Source organism: Providencia sp. 21OH12SH02B-Prov, assembly GCF_027362595.1.
GTDB lineage: Bacteria > Pseudomonadota > Gammaproteobacteria > Enterobacterales > Enterobacteriaceae > Providencia > Providencia zhejiangensis.
On sequence record NZ_CP114796.1, the window covers coordinates 663,779 to 684,124 of the forward strand.

General features: G+C 42.7%; 20 protein-coding genes. 10 read left to right on the plus strand and 10 right to left on the minus strand.

The features are described 5' to 3' along the window. Window positions 1–37: 37 nt before the first annotated feature. Window positions 38–1,114 (minus strand): glycerophosphodiester phosphodiesterase, encoded by a 1,077-nt coding sequence (gene glpQ, locus O7C57_RS03165; protein ID WP_154622036.1) that lies wholly within the window; start codon window positions 1,112–1,114, stop codon window positions 38–40. Between the two features lie 99 nt (window positions 1,115–1,213). Further along, complete coding sequence (gene glpT, locus O7C57_RS03170) at window positions 1,214–2,563, minus strand: glycerol-3-phosphate transporter (protein WP_163863061.1); 1,350 nt, start codon at window positions 2,561–2,563, stop codon at window positions 1,214–1,216. Window positions 2,564–2,995: 432 nt separating this feature from the next. Here glpT and glpA point away from each other — a divergent pair, with 432 nt between their 5' ends. The 4 genes from glpA (at window position 2,996) to O7C57_RS03190 (ending at window position 7,775) form a co-directional block, all read left to right on the plus strand. After that, window positions 2,996–4,651, plus strand: a complete 1,656-nt coding sequence (gene glpA / locus O7C57_RS03175) for an anaerobic glycerol-3-phosphate dehydrogenase subunit A (RefSeq protein ID WP_196713647.1) — start codon at window positions 2,996–2,998, stop codon at window positions 4,649–4,651. Next, window positions 4,641–5,936 carry a glycerol-3-phosphate dehydrogenase subunit GlpB gene (glpB, locus tag O7C57_RS03180; protein WP_269723617.1) on the plus strand — a complete coding sequence of 432 codons (1,296 nt, stop codon included), beginning with the start codon at window positions 4,641–4,643 and terminating at the stop codon, window positions 5,934–5,936. Before glpA ends, glpB begins: the two co-directional genes overlap by 11 nt. After that, window positions 5,933–7,126 (plus strand): anaerobic glycerol-3-phosphate dehydrogenase subunit GlpC, encoded by a 1,194-nt coding sequence (gene glpC / locus O7C57_RS03185; protein WP_154622032.1) that lies wholly within the window; start codon window positions 5,933–5,935, stop codon window positions 7,124–7,126. Before glpB ends, glpC begins: the two co-directional genes overlap by 4 nt. A gap of 130 nt (window positions 7,127–7,256) precedes the next feature. Beyond that, window positions 7,257–7,775, plus strand: coding sequence for a GNAT family N-acetyltransferase (locus O7C57_RS03190; protein ID WP_154622031.1), 519 nt, complete (start codon window positions 7,257–7,259; stop codon window positions 7,773–7,775). A 43-nt stretch (window positions 7,776–7,818) separates the two neighbouring features. Here the strand turns inward: O7C57_RS03190 and dhaL are convergent, their stop codons facing one another. Next, the gene (gene dhaL, locus O7C57_RS03195; protein ID WP_163863055.1) at window positions 7,819–8,439 is read right to left on the minus strand and encodes a dihydroxyacetone kinase subunit DhaL; all 621 of its coding nucleotides are present in this window, start codon (window positions 8,437–8,439) and stop codon (window positions 7,819–7,821) included. Between the two features lie 60 nt (window positions 8,440–8,499). Further along, complete coding sequence (gene dhaK, locus O7C57_RS03200) at window positions 8,500–9,570, minus strand: dihydroxyacetone kinase subunit DhaK (RefSeq protein WP_154622029.1); 1,071 nt, start codon at window positions 9,568–9,570, stop codon at window positions 8,500–8,502. Between the two features lie 27 nt (window positions 9,571–9,597). Between dhaK and O7C57_RS03205 the strand changes: the two genes are divergently transcribed. Further along, window positions 9,598–9,720 carry a hypothetical protein gene (locus O7C57_RS03205; RefSeq protein ID WP_269723618.1) on the plus strand — a complete coding sequence of 41 codons (123 nt, stop codon included), beginning with the start codon at window positions 9,598–9,600 and terminating at the stop codon, window positions 9,718–9,720. A 68-nt stretch (window positions 9,721–9,788) separates the two neighbouring features. On the opposite strand, the gene O7C57_RS03210 is transcribed toward O7C57_RS03205, so the two are convergent. Beyond that, window positions 9,789–10,457: a 7-cyano-7-deazaguanine/7-aminomethyl-7-deazaguanine transporter gene (locus O7C57_RS03210; protein WP_154622028.1), complete on the minus strand. Its 669-nt coding sequence runs from the start codon at window positions 10,455–10,457 to the stop codon at window positions 9,789–9,791. A gap of 171 nt (window positions 10,458–10,628) precedes the next feature. Here O7C57_RS03210 and tusA point away from each other — a divergent pair, with 171 nt between their 5' ends. After that, window positions 10,629–10,883 carry a sulfurtransferase TusA gene (tusA, locus tag O7C57_RS03215; RefSeq protein ID WP_154622529.1) on the plus strand — a complete coding sequence of 85 codons (255 nt, stop codon included), beginning with the start codon at window positions 10,629–10,631 and terminating at the stop codon, window positions 10,881–10,883. A gap of 65 nt (window positions 10,884–10,948) precedes the next feature. On the opposite strand, the gene O7C57_RS03220 is transcribed toward tusA, so the two are convergent. From O7C57_RS03220 to O7C57_RS03230, 3 genes are all read right to left on the minus strand, one after another. Continuing rightward, entirely contained in the window at window positions 10,949–11,881 is a 933-nt protein-coding gene (locus tag O7C57_RS03220) for an Rpn family recombination-promoting nuclease/putative transposase (protein ID WP_269723619.1), read from the minus strand. Window positions 11,882–12,151: 270 nt separating this feature from the next. Beyond that, the gene (locus tag O7C57_RS03225; RefSeq protein WP_269723620.1) at window positions 12,152–14,584 is read right to left on the minus strand and encodes a zinc/cadmium/mercury/lead-transporting ATPase; all 2,433 of its coding nucleotides are present in this window, start codon (window positions 14,582–14,584) and stop codon (window positions 12,152–12,154) included. A 144-nt stretch (window positions 14,585–14,728) separates the two neighbouring features. Further along, window positions 14,729–15,358, minus strand: a complete 630-nt coding sequence (locus tag O7C57_RS03230) for a lysoplasmalogenase (RefSeq protein WP_247046925.1) — start codon at window positions 15,356–15,358, stop codon at window positions 14,729–14,731. A gap of 107 nt (window positions 15,359–15,465) precedes the next feature. Here O7C57_RS03230 and O7C57_RS03235 point away from each other — a divergent pair, with 107 nt between their 5' ends. After that, a complete protein-coding gene (locus tag O7C57_RS03235) occupies window positions 15,466–15,819 on the plus strand; it encodes a DUF2500 domain-containing protein (protein WP_196713644.1) in 354 nt (117 codons plus the stop codon). Window positions 15,820–15,821: 2 nt separating this feature from the next. Here O7C57_RS03235 and O7C57_RS03240 read toward each other — a convergent pair whose 3' ends face one another. Together O7C57_RS03240 and rsmD are read right to left on the minus strand one after the other, a co-directional pair. Beyond that, window positions 15,822–16,109 carry a DUF1145 family protein gene (locus O7C57_RS03240; protein WP_154624047.1) on the minus strand — a complete coding sequence of 96 codons (288 nt, stop codon included), beginning with the start codon at window positions 16,107–16,109 and terminating at the stop codon, window positions 15,822–15,824. After that, window positions 16,099–16,701 (minus strand): 16S rRNA (guanine(966)-N(2))-methyltransferase, encoded by a 603-nt coding sequence (gene rsmD / locus O7C57_RS03245; RefSeq protein WP_195848179.1) that lies wholly within the window; start codon window positions 16,699–16,701, stop codon window positions 16,099–16,101. The genes O7C57_RS03240 and rsmD overlap by 11 nt, the downstream gene beginning before the upstream one ends. Before the next feature lie 218 nt (window positions 16,702–16,919). On the opposite strand from rsmD, the gene ftsY reads away from it, so the two are divergent. From ftsY to ftsX, 3 genes are read left to right on the plus strand one after another with little or no spacing between them, the layout of a single operon-like run. Continuing rightward, on the plus strand, window positions 16,920–18,650 hold the full coding sequence (gene ftsY, locus O7C57_RS03250; protein WP_269723621.1) for a signal recognition particle-docking protein FtsY: 1,731 nt from the start codon (window positions 16,920–16,922) through the stop codon (window positions 18,648–18,650). 6 nt (window positions 18,651–18,656) lie between these two features. Further along, entirely contained in the window at window positions 18,657–19,322 is a 666-nt protein-coding gene (gene ftsE, locus O7C57_RS03255) for a cell division ATP-binding protein FtsE (RefSeq protein WP_154624100.1), read from the plus strand. Continuing rightward, entirely contained in the window at window positions 19,315–20,292 is a 978-nt protein-coding gene (gene ftsX, locus O7C57_RS03260) for a permease-like cell division protein FtsX (protein WP_154624099.1), read from the plus strand. The genes ftsE and ftsX overlap by 8 nt, the downstream gene beginning before the upstream one ends. Window positions 20,293–20,346 lie beyond the last annotated feature (54 nt).

The following is a 20,346-nucleotide window of genomic DNA, read 5'->3' on the forward strand; positions in this document are numbered from 1 at the left end:
GATTGCAGCCGTTTGGCTGCAATCGGCTTTCTAGGGATTATGGATGCTGTTTCTGTTTTTGGAGAAACTGCACACCTAGGTCAGGGAAATCGGTAAATACACCATCTACATCAGCTTGATTGTAGATAATATCAAAGAGTTGTTGACCATCTTTAGCGTATTTCGGAAGCTTATCGACTCGAATAGTGTAAGGATGTACCGCCATATTGTTGGCATGGGCATCTTTTACCATACCCGTTAGCTTAATATTGTCAGGGGTTGAATCTTCACTGACTAACATATGGTAGTCAGGGCCAATCCCATCGGCATATTGAGCGACTTCTTTCATTGAGCCGGGTTTAAACATCCAATCGTAGCTATAATTAACCCAAGTACCATCTGGTTTTTGTTCTTGCGTTTCGTTCCAATCCGTATAGGCAATTAACTGGACAAGCTTTAAATCCATACCCATTTCTGGCATTAAGGTATTTTTGATGCGTTTTAGTTCGTTAGCATCAAAGCACTGAAGGTAAACATTTGAGTTTTTATCGGTATAGCCATACTGTTTCAAGACTTCGAGTGTTTTTTTCGTAATATCTTTGCCCTCTTGTTGGTGGAACCAAGGGGCTTTGATTTCAGGATAGATACCAATGTTTTTTCCTGTTGATTTATTCAATCCCTGAATAAATTCAATTTCTTCTTGGAAAGTATGAACTCGAAAATCTGATTTTCCCATAGGGAAGCGGTTTGGGTAGCTCTGAACCTGTTTACCATCAACAATATCAAAACCTTCAGTGAATTTTAATGATTTGATTTCATCGAGCGTAAAGTCAATGGCGTAATAGCGGCCATCTTTGCGAGCGCGGTTGGGAAAACGCTCAGCGACGTCCGTGACGCGGTCAAGGTAATGGTCATGAAGTACCACTAACTCATTGTCTTTGGTCATCACCAAATCTTGCTCAAGAAAGTCAGCACCCTGTGCATAAGCCATCGCTTTTGCTGGTAACGTGTGTTCGGGTAAGTAGCCACTTGCGCCACGGTGCGCGATAACGACCTTTTCAGTTGCTTGTGCCACTGCTGAAACTGACATCACTAAAACCATACTTGCCACCAACGTTTTTAATGGGAAGTGCATGATTGTATCTCCTTGTCACTTTTTTGGTAAAAAAAGGGCTATATCGTTTTTTGATATAGCCCAGAGCTTAGTGCACTAACGTGAATCTTTAATGAAGTGTTAGTTCATTTTCGCTAATTCACGTTTGTGTTTAGATTCGCTAACCATCACAATAAACAGTAGTACGACAGCAAGTGCAGAACCACCAATCATGACAGCAAAGCCACCATCCCAACCGAAGTAGTCGACGGTATAACCAACGATAGCACTCGCGGCAACAGAACCACCAAGGTAACCAAATAGCCCAGTAAAGCCAGCCGCAGTACCTGCCGCTTTTTTCGGTGCAAGCTCAAGAGCATGTAGACCAATCAACATTACAGGACCGTAAATTAAGAAGCCGATGATGAGCATACAAGCCATATCAACATTTGGGTTACCAGCAGGGTTCATCCAGAAGACAATGGTGGCAATCGTCACGAGAATCATGAAGAACACACCCGTTGCCCCACGATTACCGCGGAACACTTTGTCCGACATCCAACCACAGAGCAATGTACCTGGAATACCTGCATATTCGTATAGGAAATAAGCCCAAGAGGATTTATCCATAGCGAAGTGTTTTACTTCACGTAGATAGGTAGGTGACCAATCAAGTACACCGTAACGTAGTAAGTAAACGAAGACGTTAGCAATCGCGATCATCCATAAAAGTTTGTTCGGGAACACATACTTCATGAAGATTTCTTTTGCTGTTAACTCTTGCTCATCTGACTCTTTGTAGTCAGGTGGGTAGTCGTTTTTGTATTCCTCGATTGGTGGTAAACCACATGATTGTGGTGTATCACGCATTAAAGCGAAAGCAATAATCGCAACCAGAATCGCCGCGAATGCAGGCATATACAGCGCCGCTTTCCAATCGTTAAACCATGCCATACCGAGCATGAATAGGAGAGGAGGGATACCGCCACCTACGTTATGAGCACAGTTCCAAACCGAAACGATCCCACCACGTTCTTTTTGTGACCACCAGTGCACCATAGTCCGACCACAAGGAGGCCAACCCATCCCTTGGAACCAACCACATAAGAACAGCAACACGAACATAATCATGATGCTAGACGTTGCCCATGGCACAAAGCCCATGATAAGCATTACGGCTGCGGCAAGGATCAGACCGGCGGGTAAGAATACTCGCGGGTTAGAGCGGTCTGATACTGACCCCATAATAAATTTAGAGAAACCGTACGCGATAGAGATCCCTGACAATGCAAAACCCAGATCCCCTTTGGAAAAGCCTTGCTCAACAAGGTAAGGCATCGCTAATGCGAAGTTTTTTCTTACCAAGTAATACGCTGCATAACCAAAGAAAATTCCCATGAAGATTTGCCAGCGCAGTCGACGATAGACTGGATCTACCTTCTCTGCTGGCAACCTCGGGGCATGAGGTGCTGGTTTAAAAATGCTTAACATATAGCCTCCGATGGCATGCTAATAGTTATTACCTCTCACCTTCTATATCTCATGCGAGATAAAGGGTATTGAGTATTTTTTATGGATAGAATGACAAAAACGAAAGTATTCGAGTTTCATATCGAGCAATTTCTTTCATAAGTGCTCTTATGATAGTCATAAAAAAACATTTTATCTGTAATCTACTGCACAAATATTTGTTTTATTTATGGGTGGCATAGTTAATGTTATTTACGAACGAAAAGAAACCATCTTTAGATGATTTATTGTGATTTATGTCACGAATTTTGGCTTTTTATTACCTATTTTGACTTAATTGTTTTCGTTTTTGTTCCTTATCAAACATCGAGCACGTTTCTTGTCTATATTTAGTTATAGATTATAAAAATAGACCATACTAAAAGTAATGTTGATTAATGTGAGGAATGCGACATGAATGGCTCATCTGTGACTGAAACGGATGTCATCATTATTGGTGGTGGCGCAACAGGTGCAGGTGTTGCTCGTGACTGCGCCCGCCGAGGCTTAAAAGCGGTTTTACTCGAAAGGCATGATATTGCAACAGGCGCAACAGGACGCAACCACGGTTTGTTACATAGCGGTGCTCGCTATGCCGTCACGGACGGAGAATCGGCACGAGAGTGTATTGAAGAAAATAAGATACTAAAACGTATTGCTCATCATTGTATTGAAAAAACCGATGGTTTATTCATTACCTTGCCTGAAGATTCACTTGAATATCAACAACAATTCATTCAAGCCTGCCAAGCGGCGGGCATTGATGCTAATGCGATTGATCCCGCAGAAGCAATTCGTCTAGAGCCTTCAGTGAACCCACAATTAATAGGTGCGGTACGTGTACCCGATGGCACTGTAGACCCTTTTCGGTTAACGGCTGCAAATATGTTAGACGCACGGGAACATGGTGCTAAAGTGCTTACCTATCATGAAGTTATTGGTTTGATTCGTGATGGCGATAAAGTACGCGGTGTGACAGTTTATGATCACCAAGCTAAACAACAATATGATATTTATGCCGAAATAGTCGTCAATGCAGGGGGGATCTGGGGACAAAAAATCGCTGAATATGCAGATTTGAGAGTTAAAATGTTCCCTGCAAAAGGGGCTTTGCTCATTCTTGGCCATCGATTAAATAACATGGTTATTAATCGCTGTCGTAAGCCTGCGGATGCGGATATTTTGGTACCGGGTGACACCATTTCATTGATTGGTACTACCTCAACGCATATTGAATATGATCAAATTGATAATATGTATGTGACACCGGAAGAGGTCGATATTTTGATCCGCGAAGGTTCAATGCTCTCACCGGCATTAGCGAAAACACGCATATTGCGCGCTTATGCGGGGGTTAGGCCATTAGTTGCCAGCGATGATGATCCTTCTGGTCGTAATGTGAGTCGCGGTATTGTGTTGTTGGACCATGCGAAACGTGATGGCCTTGAAAACTTTATCACAATTACTGGTGGTAAATTAATGACTTACCGGTTAATGGCTGAGTGGGCGACAGATAAAGTTTGTGAGAAATTAGGTCATACGGCGAAATGTACAACCGCGGATGCCCCTTTACCAGGGTCACAGCATAGTGCAGAAGAAGCGTTGCGTAATGTTGTTTCCATTCCTGCGCCGATTCGCGGCTCGGCAGTATACCGCCATGGGGATCGCGCATCTGCGATACTGAGCACCAATCGGTTGGATAAAAGCCTCGTGTGCGAATGTGAAGCCGTCACTGCTGGAGAGGTTCGTTACGCCGTAAACTCATTAACAGTCAATAACCTACTTGATTTAAGACGGCGTACTCGTGTTGGGATGGGAACTTGTCAAGGTGAGCTATGTGCTTGCCGAGCCGCGGGTCTTTTAAATCGTTTTAATGTGACGACTCCGCATGAAACCGAGCAGCAATTAGGACACTTCCTGAATGAACGTTGGAAAGGGGTGAGGCCTATTGCTTGGGGCGATGCTCTGCGAGAGAGCGAATTTACGAGCTGGGTTTACCATGGACTCTGTGGCATGAATGAAAAAACCTTGGGTAACACACCTGAGAAGGAGGCTGATAATGAAATATGATGCAGTCGTAATGGGCGGAGGCCTTGCTGGCTTGATGTGTGGTATCCGTTTAACACAATCGGGTTTATCTTGCGCCATCGTCAGTGCAGGACAAAATGCATTACATTTTTCTTCAGGCTCTTTGGATTTATTAACCCACCTTCCAGATGGACAAGTTGTCGAAAAGCCGTTGGATGCGCTAGATAAACTCAGTGAACAGTCACCAGAGCACCCATATAGCCGCCTTGGTAAATTGTCTGTGATTAAGCTAACGCATCTTGCTGAAGCATTATTGCAGCAAAGTGGCATGAAGCTACGAGGATCCAGTGATGAAAATCATTATCGTATAACACCATTAGGGCATAAGCGCCTCACTTGGTTAAGCCCTGAATCTGTTCCGACAGCGGCGCTGCATAGCAAAATGAATATGGGTAACATCGCAGTGGTCGGTATAGAGGGTTTTTTAGATTTTCAACCTCAGATGGTCTCGGATGAATTACAACGGGAAGGTTTCAATGCGAGCCCTTACTATGTGCATTTGCCATTGCTTGATAGGCTCAGAGAAAACCCCAGCGAATTTAGGGCGATCAACGTGGCGCGTTGGTTAGATAGGCCTGAAAATATGGCAGAGATAGTAGCCGAAATTAAGCCATTAATTACCGATGCAGAGACTATTTTTATGCCTGCTTGTATAGGGTTAGACACCGAGCAGCCCTTATTGGAGCTACAAAAACAGCTAGGCAAGCCGATCTATTTATTACCTACATTACCTCCGTCATTACTTGGTATTCGATTACATGAAACGCTATTACGTCAGTTTCGCCGCCAAGGTGGGATCGTGATGCCTGGAGATAAAGTGACGTCAGTGAATTGCATTGGATCACGAATTGAATCAGTAACGACACGTAATCATGGCGATATTTCACTGAAAGCCTCACAATTTGTGTTAGCGACAGGGAGCTTTTTTAATAACGGGCTTGTTGCTGAGTTTGATCGCGTCTATGAGCCATTAATGCATCTTGATTTGTGTCATATACCTGAACGTGCTCAATGGACCAATAAAGTGTTTTTTGCTTCGCAGCCTTATATGACATTTGGTGTTCAGACAGATGAACAATTACGAGCGAAAAAAGATGGCCAAACGATCGAAAACTTGTATGTCGCTGGTGCAGTCTTAGGTGGTTTTGACCCATTAACAGAAGGTTGTGGAGCAGGGGTTTCACTCATTAGTGGGTTACATGCTGCGGGTGAAATTATGCGTTATTTTGAAAGACAAAGAGCCATGCAGGCGGAGGTGGCGCAATGAGTATTCAGGATGCGAGTTTTGAAAGTTGTATTAAATGTACTGTTTGCACAACCTATTGTCCTGTTGCTAAGGTTAATCCTCTGTATCCCGGTCCAAAACAGGCAGGTCCAGATGGAGAGCGTTTACGCTTAAAAGACCCCATGCTGTATGATGAGGCATTAAAATACTGCACGAACTGTAAGCGTTGTGAAGTTGCATGCCCATCCGATGTTAAAATCGGTGATATTATTGCGCGTGCGCGTAATACTTACAGCCAGCAAAAACCAAAATTGCGTGATGCTATTCTCAGCCATACCGATTTAATGGGCTCTTTATCGACACCTTTTGCACCGGTAGTCAATACCATTACAGGTTTGAAGCCTGTTCGCCAAATTCTAGATAAAGCGTTAAAAATCGATCATCGCCGTGAATTACCAAAATATTCGTTCGGTACATTCCGTCGTTGGTATGCAAAACAAGCGGCTGAACAACAGAAATTTCCAGAGCAGGTCGCCTTTTTTCATGGTTGTTATGTCAACTATAACCATCCACAGTTAGGTAAAGATTTAATCAACGTGTTTAATGCCATGGGAATTGGGGTTCAATTACTCAAACGTGAAAAATGCTGTGGTGTGGCGTTAATTGCCAATGGGTTTATGAAACAAGCTAAGCGTCAAGCGAACGTTAACTTAGAGTCATTACAAGAAACGATCCTTGAGAATCATATCCCTGTTGTTGCAACGTCATCGACTTGCACTTTCACACTTCGTGATGAATATACACATGTTTTAGATGTCGATACCTCTCAAATGCGCGATAACATTGAGCTAGCTACTCGTTATATTTATCGCTTATTGGAGCAAGGACGTGAATTGAAGCTTAAACAGACACCATTAAAAGTGGCGTATCACACACCTTGTCACATGGAAAAAATGGGGTGGACATCTTATACATTGGAATTGATTAAACGTGTCCCCGGTGTTGAATTAATTGTGCTTGATTCACAATGCTGTGGTATCGCAGGCACATATGGCTTTAAAAAAGAAAATTATGAGGTTTCTCAAGGAATTGGTGCGGGACTATTCCGTCAAATTGAAGAAAGTGGGGCGGATATGGTGATCACGGATTGTGAAACCTGTAAGTGGCAGATAGAGATGTCAACCAGTAAAAAATGTGAGCACCCGATTAGTTTATTAGCCAAAGCATTATAGCCAATATTATAAATGACTTAGTTAACCCGTTTGGGAGAGAGATGACTGTCTGTCTCCCTTTTTTATGTCTTTTGTTCTCTGCCAATGGTCGTTTATAGTTACGCTGTGGCTTGATGACGATGGATATTACATGTTCGATACGAGTATTACTTTCAAACTTAGAAAACTGACCCTAGAAGATAAAGAGTTCTTTTTCCAACTCTATACTAACCTTGATGTTCTACGTTTTGTTTCTAATCCAAAAACCGAAAAAGACATTCTGGCCGCTTTTGAAAGCCGTTTACCTGAATGGAACTTATCTTCAGAGCATTGGTTATGCTTGGTTATTGAAGATACTCAGACCTATCAAGCAATGGGGTTGATCGGTATTTGCTTGTCATTAGAACAGCAGCAATATGTTGGTGAAATTGGCTATTTGATTGATCCTACTTTTGCGGGGAAAGGAATCGCTACACAAGCACTGAAAATGCTGTTGGCATCACCAGAATATGCACAGATCCGTTCATTTATAGCGATAGTGACTGAAGGAAACGTGGCTTCAGAAAAAGTGTTGCTGAAGAATGGTTTTTTCAAACAGAAAGTCATTACAGAAAATTATGAAATTAATGGAGTTATTTATGATGATATCTGTTATGCATTAAATCGATAAAATGACACGTTGGTGATGGGAGCTTCACCAACGTGAGATATCATCAAATTGATTTTTTGAGAGTGTCTAACATGAGTAATACTGACATACCACCCGGATCAGCATGCCCTATGCTTCGCTCGCCTAAATAGCTCGCTCGCCCTTTACGTGCCTGCATTGGTATTGTCGATGCAACTCCTTGTTTTGCAGCCTCGACAGCGGCATCTATGGCTGTGTTTAAGGGGAGTGATACTGATTTTTCTAGCGATTCACAAACTGGCCACCAAACGTCACACATCGTTTTGTCATTAGGCTCAGCTTTACCACGAGAAACAATGCCTGCGGTTCCTGCTTTGATGAGTTCAGATAAATCCGCCACATTTAAGCTTTCTTTACCTACTACACTTTGTGATGCTTTAATAAAAAATGTGCCGAATAGTGGACCGCTAGCTCCCCCAACGCTGGATAATAGTGTCATTCCCGTTGTTTTGAGGAGTGTTGCGATATCCTTGTCTTGAACCGAGGGAAGCTTCTCTGCCACTTTTTGAAAGCCTCGATTCATATTGAGGCCATGGTCGCCATCACCAATCGCGGTATCAAGCTCAGTAAGATTATTTTGCTCATGGGCAAAGGTCTGTGAGCACTGAATTAACCAATGATAGATCTGCTGTTGTGTTAAACTCATCGTGTTTTGCTCCATTTTACCGCTATTTATACTGTCTTCAGCGTAAAGGTTATCGGGTTATCAGCATTTCCAACGTAAAGCTGGGGTATTGACAGGTTCATCCCATAACATTAAAGCTTCGTCGTCTACTTTGAGTAGTGTGATTGAGATCCCTTGCATATCAAGTGCGGTACAATAGGCGCCTACAAGGCTGCGTTCGATGGTTAAACCAAAGCTGTCACAGCAGGTCTGTAAACGGTGATAGGCGGCATAAAGTTCTGATAATGGTGTTGCTCCAAGGTTATTGACGAGAGCAATGACTCGATCACCTTTTTGCAAAGGCTGTTTGATGTGTTTGTGTTCTTGCCAGCTGCCGTTTTCACGATCCCACTGACGAATGATGCGTTCATAGTGACCATTTTCGATCAGGGTTTCAAACATTTGATCGATAGTCTCATTCAAATTCGTAAAGCTTCTTCTCTCAATCCCTGGCTCTCCATGGATACCAACACCAAATTCCATTTCATTATCAGGGAGTGCAAAAGAAGGTTTTCCGGCAGCAGGAACTGTACATGCCTGTAAGGCAACACCTAAACTATAGCCGTTATTATTGATTCTATGACCCAACTCTACCAATTGATCGAGTGTATAGCCTTTGCTTGCCGCGGCACCAAGTATTTTTTCCATTAAAACGGTATTTGCCACTCCTCTACGTCCTGCCGTATATAAACTATCTTTTACAGCGACATCATCATCGACTAGTACTGTGGCAATTTTCGTTCCTGCATCGTGTAATAGCTCGGCAGCGGTTTCAAAGTTCAGCACATCTCCAGTATAGTTTTTAATGATCATCAATACGCCTTCCCCGCTATCAATAGCCATTGCGCATTCCATCATCTGGTCGGGGGTTGGCGAGGTAAACATTTCTCCAGGACATGCGCCATCTAGCATGCCTAAACCGATATAGCCGCTATGCATGGGCTCATGACCGCTGCCGCCACCGGACAGGAGTCCCACTTTACCTTTAATCGGGGCATTTTTATGGACAAGATAAGTTGGGTCAACATTCAGAATTAATTCAGGATGGGCTGAGGTCAATCCTTGATTGACTTCACTGATAATATCTTCAACACGGTTAATCAGTTTTTTCATCTTACAGACTCCAAAAGATAGAGGTCGATGGTTATTTCTGTTCGTTTGTGTTCTTTTTTTGTGGGAATCGAAATGGAAATGGCGCGAATCGTTTCGATTATGTCGTCAGATTATCATGGCAGTGAAATTATTGATGAATCAAACCAATAAAATGAGAGTTGGATCAGTAATTTTTCGGGAGGAGAGAAGGGGGGAGGACATCCCCCTTCTCTCTCACTCTAATGCTGATTTGCAAGTTTTTGCTCGGCTGTTTGAGCAAAAAAGGTTTTCAAAATAAAGTTAAGTAACACGCCATAAGCGGGAAGGAAAAATAGCATGCAAATGAAAAGCTTAAAGGCATAATCTACTAAAGCGATTTCTACCCAATTCGCCGCCATAAAAGGGTCGCTACTGCGATAGAATGCAATAAAGAAGAAGGCAATAGTATCGATTAAGTTGCCAAAAAACATCGCACATGCTGGTGCAACGTACCAACGTTTATTTTGACGTAACTTATTGAATACGCTGACATCCATTATCTGGCCTAGAACATAAGCCATAAAGCTCGCTGCGGCAATGCGGGCGACAAATAAATTAAATGTTGTTAATGTCGTAAACCCTTGCCATTCGCCTTGGAAAAACAGCGCAGAAATGACATAGGAAATGAGCAGTGCAGGCAACATTACGGCAGTAATGATCCGACGAGCTAAGGGAGCACCATAAATTCGCACGGTGAGGTCGGTTGCTAAAAAAATAAATGGAAAGGTAAAAGCTCCCCATGTGGTATGAAAACCGAATATATTAATCGGTAACTGCACAAGGTAATTACTTGAAGTAATAATTAAGATATGAAACAAAGATAGCCAAATTAATGCACTGGCTTTTTGCTGTGCTGTGAATGAAAACATATTGTACCTTTTTAAGTAGCAATGGGGTGAGGGAACCCATAAAAAATTCTCCCGGCATTGGGAAGTGCGCATAATACGCTTGTTGCGCAACAAAAGCAAAACTGTTAGGCCCGCCGCGCTATTTTTTATTATATAATCAAAGAATCTTTTATTATTTATAGAAGCCTTGTTATGCCTGATTTATTTTTAAATGCGACTAAAACTCTTGATACACTAGGTTTGCGTTGTCCTGAGCCAGTGATGTTAGTTCGTAAAACGGTTCGTGGTATGAATGCCGGTGATACTTTACTCATCATTGCAGATGATCCTGCAACTACACGTGATATCCCTGGTTTCTGCCGTTTTATGGAGCATGAATTATTGGCTGTTGAAACTGAACAAACGCCATACCGCTATTTATTACGTAAAAAACCGGAAGGTCTGTGAGACCTTTTGCGTGATATAGGATACTTGCGTGCGGTCAGCTTAAAGGCTATCGCACGAACTGGATATTATGACTGGCGAGTATCCTTATTCTCTTGAATTATAAGCTGTAATTCTTCATGGCTAAAATTTAAGCTCTTCATGACGAGTTCGAAGCTGACACCATTTTTTAGTAATGAAAGCGCATTTTCGTGTCTCGCTTTTTGCATACCTGCAATCTCACCTTCTAGCTTGGCTTTATCTTTTAAACGTTGAGCGATATTCATAGTAACACCTTGATGATTTTCAATTTGTTCAATTAGCTGTTGAATTATTTGTTCAAAATACTGAGATGAATCTAACGTAGTGAACAGATAGTTAATAATGATGCTGATATCTTGCTCACTATTATAGTGCTTATTTAGTGCTTGAGCGAGTAGGCTCGTCACTTGCTGATATTCGTCACGTAGATTTTTATGCTTCAGTGCGAGTTCCATTACGGCAATTTTTCGATGATTAACTAATTCATTATCATCAATAACAGTGATATCCACCAATGGAAATGGATTAAAGTACAGCTCATCAGCGAGTTCGGGCCAAGAAAAACAGTGAGTCCATGTTTTCAAATAAGGATAGAGGGAGTTATTCCCATGATAAAATAAAATGGGTACGACGAGCGGTAAACTTTTATGACCTTGCTGAAGGTGTTGATTCATTGCCAAAAATGCATAATGCATTAACCGCCAACTCATTAATTTATCAGGCGTTGATTGATGCTCTATGAGGAGATAAAGATAACCATCACCCAGTTTTGTTTGTACGGTATAAAGAACATCAGATAAGCGAGAGCGTAGTTTTTTATCGATAAAAGAGGAGTTAGTTAGTGCTAACGTATTAAAGTCACATAACGAGCGAATATGTTTAGGCAAATGAATATCGAAAAAATCGCGGGCATTATCTATTTGGGTTAAAAAACCTTTAAAGGCGGCATCATGTGGCGTTGTAGGATTTTTTTGAATCATACTCGCGACCTCCCATCCATGTCCTTATTGTGATGAAGATAGTAGCGAATATAGAGACAAAATAGAAAAAAGTTACTCCTAATTTAGTACGAAAAAATAATTTGTTTTTTTATAAGTTACATGTCATTACCTGTTATATTTAAAATTATTTTAGCTATCTAATAAAAATTAAAATGAAAAAAATGATGGCTAATTAATGTTTAATGAATGAGGTCTCTCTTTATAGCAAAGAAGCGCCATGACGGCGCTTCTTGAGTGATTTAGTCAATATTATTTTTTAAGTTGTGGTAGTTTTACTTTCAGTAAGCGCACCGCATTAGCTGTGACTAAGGCTGTTGCTCCTGAATCGGCAAGAACTGCAACCCATAATCCGGTGATACCGAGTAAACTTGTGACTAAGAATACAGCCTTTAACCCTAAAGCAATGGTGATATTTTCGCGAATAATCTTACGGGTGGCCTGTGATAACGCAATGATTTCAGGTAAACCCGTTAAACGGTTGTGGGTGAGTGCCGCATCAGCGGTTTCCAGAGCCACATCGGTTCCACTTCCCATGGCAACACCAATACTAGACGCTTTCATGGCTGGGGCATCATTGATCCCATCACCGACCATCATGGTGCTATGGTTACGATTTAGCGCCATAACCGCAGTTACTTTATCTTCTGGAAGCAAGCCAGCACGATATTCCATACCGAGTTGCCCAGCGATAGCCGCAGCGGCTCGAGGGTTATCACCGGTCAACATTACTGCATTGACGTTCAAGGTTTTCAACATACTCATCGCATCAATTGCATCACGACGCAGTGTATCTTGTAAGGCGGTTAAGCCAATGACTCGATTATCTTCTACTGTAACGACAACGGTTTTACCTTGAGCTTCCAGTGACTCCACCTTGTTTTGCCAAAAAGGCTCAAGCGGAGTATCTAATCGACTCGGTGCACTAACTAAAATATGTCTACCATTCAGATAACCTTCAACTCCTTTTCCTGCTAAAGCTTTACGATTATCGGCTTCAACGATTGTGAGGGACAGAGCTTCAGCTTTATTGAGTACGGCTTTTGCAAGAGGATGGTGTGAACCCGCTTCTACAGCAGCAGTCATTTGTATCAACTCATTTTCAGACACGCCATCAACAGGCACTAAATCAGTAACATGAGGTTTACCTTCAGTTAAAGTGCCCGTTTTATCCAGCGCGATAGTGGTTACTGAACCTAGCTGTTCAAGAGCAGCTCCTCCTTTAATTAGCGCTCCACGACGAGTTGCGGTGGCTAAGGCGGAAGTAATTGCTGCGGGTGTAGAGATAACCAAGGCACATGGACAACCAATAAGCAGTAGGGTTAAGCCACGGTAGATCCAAGTTTCCCAAGGTGCACCAAAGAACATCGGGGGAACAACAACCACTAATGCAGAGAACAGCATGATCAACGGTGTATAAATACGGCTGAAGCGGTCAATAAAACGTTCAATGGGAGCTCGACGCTCTTCAGCTTCTTCAATAAGTTGTAAAATGCGGTCGATAGCATTTTGCCCCTGTTCTGAAACGACTTTCATTTGCACTGTACGGTCGACGGATAGGCAGCCTGCCGCAACTTTTTCGCCCACATTGCGTTCGACAGGAACTGATTCTCCGGTTAATGAACTTTCATCGAAACTCGCAAAACCAGAGACCAGTTCAGCGTCGGTTGGTAACCGACCACCAGGTGCAATCTCAATAATATCGCCAGGACGTAATTGAGAGACAGGAACGGTGGTTTTTTTGCCATCTTTAACGAGTATCGCTTCTTCTGGAACAAGCGCCATGAGGGCACTCACTCCGCGTCGTGCTCGACCCGCGGAATATGATTCCAACATTTCACCCAACATAAACAACAAGATAACCATTGCTGCTTCTTCTGTTGCTTGAATAAAGATGGCACCGATAGCTGCGACTGTCATGAGTGTTTCAATGGCAAAAGGGGTGCCTGTGCGGATCAAACGTAATGACTTACGTGCGATAGGATAGAGCCCAAATAGCGTAGTTAAGGTAAAAGCAATGATACCGATTTGAGGGTTAAACCGTTCTATTCCCCAACTGATAGCCATCAAAATCGCCAATATAATGACAGGCTTGGATTCGCTCAGTAAGCTGGGTGGTGGCGTAATAGTGGCCGCATTGTTGTTACCCACTTCCAGCAATTCATAGCCAGCGGCCTCTACTGTGGAACGAACAGAGGCACTGATATCTTTATCCGCATCAACGACGAGCTTTTCGGTGGCAAACAGCACTTTAGCTTGCTTAACTTCAGTGATTTGCTTTACGGCATTTTCAATTTTTTGCGCACAGCTTGGGCAGTCCATTCCACGGATTATCCAGTTAAAACGTTGTCCAGCGGCTTGTGCGGGGGCGACATCATTCTGCGATTCAGCAGAAGAATGACAACATGAAGCGTGCGAGTGATCATGTTCTTTATGATCATGGTCGGTATGCAGGTGATCATGTTTTTTGTGGTCATGTGTCTGATGAGAGGACGAGCTACAATGTTGGTGCTGGTGATCCTCTTCGTCGTCGTCAGGGTGTTTCTCTACACGGCTCTGTTCATGTGTATGTGAGTCTTTACTTACATCTTGGCTGTTCTGTACTGCGGTTGAAGTGCAAGTACTGCTGCTTGAACAGCAAGAACTCGTGTGTTGATGTGTTTCTTTATGGTTATGTGAGTGCATATACGCCCCCTTATCAAATAATGACACTTAATCAATATTGATAAGTCTATACTTTGGAGTCTACTCCAGAGTCAAACAAATAAGAGGGGGCCAATTGATAAAAAGTGCTATTTGAGAATTTTATCAATTGGCAAACGTGATGGGCTATAGATAAATTGCACGGATAATGAAGAATTGGCCAAGGAAATAAAGCGCTGCAACAATGGCTTTGGAGGCTTTAAACGGGAAACGGAAACGTGCAATGAGCCAGATACAGTTAGAAATAAACAGTAAAAACGCACCAACCATAATCGAGAAATTATAGTCGCGGCCAAGCCCAAAGAATTGGTCACCAGCAACCCAAGCCATAATCATACTCATGATTAATAATGCAAAGACCAGCGCTTGTAATTCTGCTAATTTTGACCAAATCAATATTAGCGTAATAGCAGCAATGATAAGCGGTACGGGTAGCCAAGGAAGATAAAGGCTAAAATCTAGCTGCATACCAAAGCTTACCGTGTAAAGAAGATAGCTAATAAACAGTAGTGCTACTGAAATTAGTAAGCGCTCACTTGATACCATTCGCATGATATCCGCAAGTAATGAGACAGCGAGTGCAGCGAGGATTAAGTACCCTTGAGTCGTAAGAAAATCAGCATTCCAACCCCAAAGTAACAATAATATCAGGGTGATAGGGCGAAATAACCAACGTTGCCACTCAGGGCCTCGATATGCTGCATCCACGTACAGCCAACCAGAAAAAAGTACGGCAAGGAATGGCCAACTAATCATAAACACATCCTTATAAATTCAAATTAGTGAAGTAACTATGGTGGTGTTCCTTCTGTGTGATTAAGATAAACTATACTGACGAACACTTTAAGCACAATGTTAAATTTATGAATAAACCTATTCTGTTATTTATTGTATTAGCAATTATTGCTGTCTTAGCAACAAAGCGTTTTTTCGACCAACGAAAGCAAAATGAGATCAATGATAACGCCTTGCCTGTCAGCTATTTGGTCATTGTTGATAGCAAAAAAGATTACCCTTACCCAAATATGCGTTCTCGAGAAAGGGATGTGGTATCACCAGAAACGTTTCGCTATGAAGTGTATTTTAAGCCACTAAATAATACAGAAGTAATTAAAGTTATTGTGAATGAGGCCCAGTATCAAAGCATTGAGAAAGGTCGTCGGGGCACTTTGCGCTTGAAAGGAACTCGCTTTCTCAGTTTTGACCCCGACGAATAGGATTACTGTTTTTTCTTTGCTTCTTCTAAGGCATGTTTTTGTTTTTTCTGCATTGCCAGCATCTCAAAGACACCAAAGAAAAAAATGCGTGTTTGCAGCCATCCTGAGAGTTTTTCGCCTTTGGCGATGGTTGCTTTTAAGAAGATCGTTTGCAGTGCATGCATAAAAATCATAAACACCATGGCGATATCCATAAAATATTTCAAAGGTTTGGGAAATGGATGAATTAAATTAAATACCATAAAACCCCAAACACAAATCATTAGCACTCGGCCTGCATTAATTAGCATGGCTTGTTTCCTCAATTGAATGACGAATAAATAAACGGTATGCCACTTGACCCGCAATTTTTTCTCGATGAAGTTGCCAGTTAGCAGGAATGTCAGTGAGTGGTGACTCCGCTTCTGATTCAACATATATCCAGCTTTCATTTGCTAGCCATTGGTTTTTTTCTAATAATCGAATCGTTTCGTTTAGTAGGCCTTTACGAAAAGGCGGGTCAATAAACACAACATCAAAGGGAGTGCCTAGTTTATTGAGTACTTCAAGGCTATTACCATTGATAATGTTTGCGTTATTGGCTTGTAAACGAACTTTATTTTCAGACAGTAATTGTACGTTTTTTTTATCTAGTTCGATAAATGTAACGCTATCGGCGAACCGCGATAATGCTTCGAATCCTAATGCACCACTGCCAGCAAAACAATCAAGACAGCGGGCTTCGCGTACGATAGGCATTAGCCAGTTAAATAAAGTTTCTTTAATACGATCTGTTGTAGGACGTAAGCCTTCACTATCACGAACGGGGAGCTTTCTCCCTCGCCATTTGCCACCAATGATGCGTATCTGACCTAAAGAGGCGCTTTGTGGTTTTTTTGCCATAATATCCATTGCTGCTCAGTTTGGTTGAGCTTTGAAAAACGAGTTGTCTCTATTGTAGCGCGCCATTTTCACAGTTTTAACTTAAAAAATCAGATTAAATTGTCATGATTTTTCTTTCAGATATGTGTTGTGGCGTGATGAAATGATAGACTGCATGTAATTTTATTGCGATTTAATTATTAAGCGCCATGTTTTTACCGCGAGGAGTGTAGTGGCTGATGGCTAAAGACAAGAAAAAAGGCTTTTTCTCATGGTTGGGTTTTGGTCGTAAAGATGAAAAAGAAACTCAACAACAAGAAGCAGAACAACAAAAAGTAGATGCTGCGAAAGAGAGTGAGCAACCAAAACATGCAGATGATGCTGCTGTTCAAGCAGCAGAAAAAGAGGCTGAACGTCAGTATCAGGCTAAGAAAGCAGAAGAGCTAGCGGCAATTAAAGCGGCGGAAGAAGAAGCAGAGCGTCAGCATGAGTTACAGCAAGCCGCGCTCAAAGCGGCGCAAGAAGAAGCGGATCGCCAACGTCAAGCTGAGCTAGCGGCAATTAAAGCAGCGGAAGAGGAAGCAGAGCGCCAGCGCCAAGAGGCAGCGCGCTTAGCAGAGGAAGAGGCGGAGCGCCAACGTCAAGCTGAGTTAGCGGCAATTAAAGCAGCGGAAGAGGAAGCAGAGCGTCAGCGCCAAGAGGCAGCGCGCTTAGCAGAGGAAGAAGCGGAGCGCCAACGTCAAGCTGAGCTAGCGGCGATCAAAGCAGCGGAAGAGGAAGCAGAGCGTCAGCGCCAAGAGGCAGCGCGCTTAGCAGAGGAAGAGGCGGAGCACCAACGTCAAGCTGAGCTAGCGGCAATTAAAGCAGCGGAAGAGGAAGCAGAGCGTCAGCGCCAAGAGGCAGCGCGCCTAGCAGAGGAAGAAGCGGAGCAACAACGCCAAAGGGAAGAACAGGCGAATCTAGAGGCTCAAGATATTGTTGCGTTACGTGATGAAGTGCTTAATTCGCAAGAGAGTGAGCCTGAGCCAACGGAACAAGAAAAACCGAAGAAAGAAGGTTTCTTTAGCCGTTTAAAGAAAGGCTTATTAAAAACCCGTCAAAATTTAGGTTCTGGTTTTCTTGGACTGTTTACAGGTAAGAAAATTGATGATGATCTTTTTGATGAGTTAGAAGAACAGTTACTGATCGCTGATGTTGGGGTTGAAACAACACGCAAAATCATTGATAACTTAACGACACATGCTAGCCGTAAAGAACTAAAAGACGCTGATGCGTTATACAGTAGATTACGTGAAGAAATGTCTGATATTTTAGTTGGTGTAGATAAACCGCTAGTCATTGAAGACAAGAAACCCTATGTTATTCTTATGGTTGGGGTCAATGGTGTTGGTAAAACAACGACGATTGGTAAATTGGCCCGCCAGTATCAATCTGAAGGTAAAACAGTCATGTTAGCGGCTGGAGACACTTTCCGTGCTGCTGCGGTTGAGCAATTACAAGTTTGGGGAGAAAGAAACCATATCTCTGTGGTTGCACAACATACCGGAGCGGACCCTGCATCGGTTATTTTCGATGCGATTCAATCCGCTAAAGCGAAAGGTGTCGATGTTCTCATCGCCGATACCGCTGGTCGCTTACAAAATAAAGCGCATCTAATGGAAGAGCTGAAAAAAATCGTCCGAGTGATGAAAAAATTGGATGAGGAAGCGCCACATGAAATTATGTTAACACTGGATGCCAGTACTGGACAAAATGCTGTCAGTCAGACAAAACTTTTTAATGATGCTGTAGGTCTGACAGGTATCACATTGACTAAGCTCGATGGCACAGCAAAAGGTGGGGTGATCTTCTCTATTGCTGATCAATTCGGTATTCCTATTCGTTATATCGGTATTGGTGAGGGTATTGAGGACTTACGTCCATTTAAAGCCGATGACTTTATCGAGGCTCTATTTGCCCGAGAGGAATAATTTTCGATGATTCGCTTTGAACATGTCAGTAAAGCTTATCGCGGTGGCCGACAGGCTCTCCAAGGGGTAGATTTTCATTTACAACCTGGGGAAATGGCGTTTTTAACTGGTCACTCAGGTGCAGGTAAAAGTACCTTACTGAAACTCATTTGTGGTATTGAGCGCCCAAGTGCAGGGCATATATTGTTTAATGGTCACGATATCAGCCGTCTAAAAAATCGGGAGATCCCATTTTTGCGTAGGCAAATTGGAATGATTTTTCAAGATCATCACCTGCTATTTGATAGAACCGTTTATGACAATGTTGCGATGCCACTGATTATTTCGGGTGCGAGCTCAGAAGATATTCGTAGACGAGTATCAGCTGCATTGGACAAAGTGGGTCTACTCGATAAAGCGAAAAATTTTCCTATTCAGCTGTCAGGCGGTGAACAACAACGTGTAGGTATCGCGCGAGCGGTTGTGAATAAACCGACGATGTTACTTGCGGATGAGCCGACGGGAAATCTCGACGGTGAACTATCTGAAGGCATTATGCGCTTATTCGAAGAGTTTAACCGAGTTGGCGTAACGGTGTTGATGGCCACTCATGATATTGCTTTGATTGAGCGTCGTAACTACCGTGTGCTTACCCTAAGTGAAGGAAGAATGATAGGAGGTCAACATGGCTAAAAACGTTCGTAAAGCTAAGTCTGAACGTCCTATGCAGTCAAAGAGTAAAGCACTAAAAGGGGGATGGCGAGAGCAGTGGCGTTACGCTTGGTTGAATACCTTGGCAGACATGTTAAGGCAACCTTTGGCAACGTTTCTCACCGTGATGGTTATTGCAATTTCGCTCACTTTGCCAAGCCTGTGTTACATCGTCTGGAAGAATGTGTCTCAAGCCGCTGAACAATGGTATCCAACGCCTCAGTTGACGGTTTATCTAGATAAGTCATTAGATGAACAAGGCGGTCAAAACGTGGTAACACAATTACAAGCGCTTGATGGTGTAGACCATGTAAACTATTTATCACGTGACCAAGCAATGAGTGAATTCCGTAGCTGGTCTGGATTTAGTACTGCGCTTGATATGCTTGAGGAAAATCCATTACCTGCTGTTGCGATCATTACCCCAAAAATTGATTTTCAGGGGTCGGATGTGTTGACCACATTGCGTGACCGCGTCAGCCAAGTCCATGGTATTGAAGAAGTGCGCATGGACGATAGTTGGTTTTCTCGCCTTGCAGCCTTGACTCAGCTGGTAGGGCAAGTTGCTTCAGTCATTGGTATTTTAATGATTGTTTCACTATTCCTAGTCATTGGTAATAGCGTTCGACTCAATATTTTTGCCCGTCGAGATACTATCAATGTGATGAAACTTATTGGTGCAACTGATGGCTTTATCATGCGACCGTTTTTACATGGCGGTCTATTGATGGGGGCATTAGGCGCGGTAATCTCATTGATTATGTCAGCACTGCTCGTTTGGAAATTGTCGGCCGTCGTCACTCAAGTAGCCAGTGTTTTTGGTACGCAATTTCATATCGAAGGATTGCTATGGGAAGAATCATTGCTGGTGATATTGATGTCAGCCATGATTGGGTGGGTCGCAGCGTGGTTAGCAACGGTACAGCATTTGCGCCATTTCACACCTGAATAATCTGTCTATCCTATCGGCATGGTTTCCCACTGTGCCGATAAAAAACCAATATTG